The sequence below is a fragment of the Rhodopirellula sp. JB055 genome (genome assembly GCF_043100905.1).
GTDB lineage: Bacteria > Planctomycetota > Planctomycetia > Pirellulales > Pirellulaceae > Rhodopirellula.
In genome coordinates, this window is sequence record NZ_JBICHO010000234.1 from 1 (window position 1) to 2638 (window position 2638).

2 protein-coding genes are annotated in these 2638 nt (G+C 57.5%); both read right to left on the reverse strand.

Annotated features, from left to right (window positions below; genetic code table 11):
- Positions 1-1577, reverse strand: a 1577-nt coding sequence (locus tag ACF8AM_RS09830; protein WP_392555470.1) for a PDZ domain-containing protein, incomplete at its 3' end; no start/stop codon positions are given.
- Complete coding sequence (locus ACF8AM_RS09835) at positions 1574-2503, reverse strand: S1C family serine protease (RefSeq protein ID WP_392555471.1); 930 nt, start codon at positions 2501-2503, stop codon at positions 1574-1576. The genes ACF8AM_RS09835 and ACF8AM_RS09830, both read right to left, overlap by 4 nt.
- Positions 2504-2638: the final 135 nt, after the last annotated feature.

A 2638-nucleotide genomic window follows, 5' to 3' on the forward strand; every position in this document is an offset into this window, starting at 1 on the left:
CGGTCTTGCGGGGGAGCGAGCACGATCGCCAAGGCCAGCGGTGTCGACGGCGTTTCGTTGGCATCTGGATCGACGGCGGTTTTCGGTACAGGAAACCACATTGCCGCGGCGTTGGTGATGTCTGGCAACTGCAACGTTTCGGATTCCCAATCAGCGGCCGAGTTGTCTTCCGCTTGGAGGGCTTGGATACGATCCAGCGGGCCATCCATCGTCAGCGGATCAATGGAGACGGTTTGAGTTTTGCCATCCCGCTTGATCGTCAGCTCCATCGCAGAATCAGGTTCGGACGCCCAGAGACGCTGACGCAGTGCGTTGGCATTCAAGATGGGCGAACCATCAAGTTGAATCAGCCGGTCGTTTGGTTCCAGGATGCCATCTGCAGGCGATTGATCCCAGACACTTTGGACGACAACAGATTCCGCTGGGGCATCGTCCGCCGAATCCTCTTCGTTGGTTGTTTCTAAGACTTGATCCGTTGCAATCAGCCCGATGAATTGGGGCTGAAGCGGTGGGATGGTGGCAACCATGGTTGCGGTGGTTGAGATCGTTTTTCCATCTCGCTCATAAGTGATTTCAACTTCATCACCCGCATCGTACTGGCCCAAGGCAAGTTTGATTTCTTGTCGCCGGGTGACCGGTTGGCCGCCGACGGTTTGAAGTTTGTCGCCTACCTTCAGGCCCGCTTTGTCAGCCGGGGAGCGTTTTCGCACGACGCTCAGGTCGGTTCCTTCGGCGTATGGATCGCTGCCGGCAACGACAAATCCCAGCACGCCATGTTGGATGTTGTCTCCGCGACGCAGTTGATCGAGTTTTTCAGCGATGATCGAACTGGGGACCGCGAAAGCGATTCCAGAGTCGTACCAGGCGGTTGGATCTTCTGCACCACCTTCGCCCACTGCTGGGATCACGATCCCACGGAAGTGACCTTTCAAATCGACCAAGGGACCGCCGTAGAAGGCGGGTGAAATTCGGGCGTCGGTTTGGATCGCGGTTCCATCGAGGCGACCGGTCGCGGAGAGGATTCCAGTGCTGATCATGGGCGTGTTGGCTTCGCCGTAGCGGGCAACGGCAATCACCGTTTCGCCGACTTGGTCGGTGGCTTGGCCGGTCGAAGGGAATTCGATGGGGCGCCAGGTCTCATCTTTGGAATTGATTTTCAACAACACCAGATTGCGATGTTCGTCCTGAGCGATCACTGTCGCGGGATATCGTTTGCCGCCGGGTGTGTTGACGATGATGCTGGCGGAGTCGCCACCGGTCACCCAGGAGGACGTCAGCACGTGCCCTTGTTCGTCCATCACCACTCCCGACGTTGGAGCGTCTTGTCGGACTTCTCCGTCGGCTTGCATGACGCCGATGACTTCGATGGTCACGACGGAGGGCAAGGCGTCTTGAGCGACTCCTCGAACGGCCTTGGCAAGGACGCTTTGATAGCGAGCCGGCGAGGGGGATTGCGCGTAGCAAGTCGATGCAATGCAAAAGGACAGTGCAACCACAATTTTCTGGTACGCGGTTTCAAACGAATGAAACCGTGGTGTGGAACGATGCAGAATTGCCAAGGGAAGCTCGCGAATCATGGGCGCAATACCAAGTCAAGGATTTCATTGTCTCGTTGAACCACCAAAGCGACTTGGTCGCGTCGATCGATCCGCCTCAGCAAATCGCGAAGCGCACGTTGGTGGGAAACGCGGCGGCCATTGACCAGCACAATCAAGTCGTCTGGGCGAAGGTCCACGCGAGCGGCGGCGGATTCTTTGTCAACAAAGTCGATGTAGGCGGGGGTATTTTCCAGCACATCAGGGATCAGCCCGATGCCAAGTGTGCGTGGCGAATGAGATTTTTCTCGTGGCAAGACGGGATCGGAATCATCTGGCAGCGTGGTCTTGCGGCCAGCCAGGATGTCGCCGATGGGTTGGCGAAGAACATTGGCTGGGATGGCGTAGTTCAGCCAGACGCCGGTTTTGCGGTCGCGAAGTTCTTTGCCAAGCATTCCTAAGAATTCACCCTCCGGATTGATCAGGGCTCCGCCGGCCGCACCCGGGTTGTTGGCAACCAAATCAAGCAGCAGCACCTCACCTCGATAAGGAGTTTGAAAGGTGCCGCGGCGAGCGTCCAGCTTTGTTTTGGCAGCGACGCGGCCCTGCATCACGCTGGCCGGTTCATTGCCCGTCGCAATGCCAAACAGGTTGCTGACGGCGAGCACGGGATCGCCCCAGGAGACTTGGTTGGATTCTGGAATTGGGAAGAACGGAAGGTCATCGGCTTCGATCTTCAGCACGGCCAATTCGAGAGCCGGTTCGAAGCCAACGATTTTGGATTCAAATCTTCGGCCATCGTGAAGGATCACAACGGGATCCACATCGAGCACATAGCTCCATGCGGTTGCGATGTGGCCGGCTGGCGAGACCAGAAAACCGCTCTGATAGGCTTCCAGCCCAGACAGCCCGCCGGCGCCGTAGATCTTGACCATCTTGGGTTGGACTTGGTCGGAAGGCCGAGCCATCGACGGTTGGGCCAACGCATTCTGTGAAAGAAGACAAGTTGCGATTGACCAAGCGATGCACGCGAGAAGGGGGGGCACCCATCTCACGGAGAGTTCGGGTCGTTTTATTTCACACACACTTTGGGTGGGGCGGCG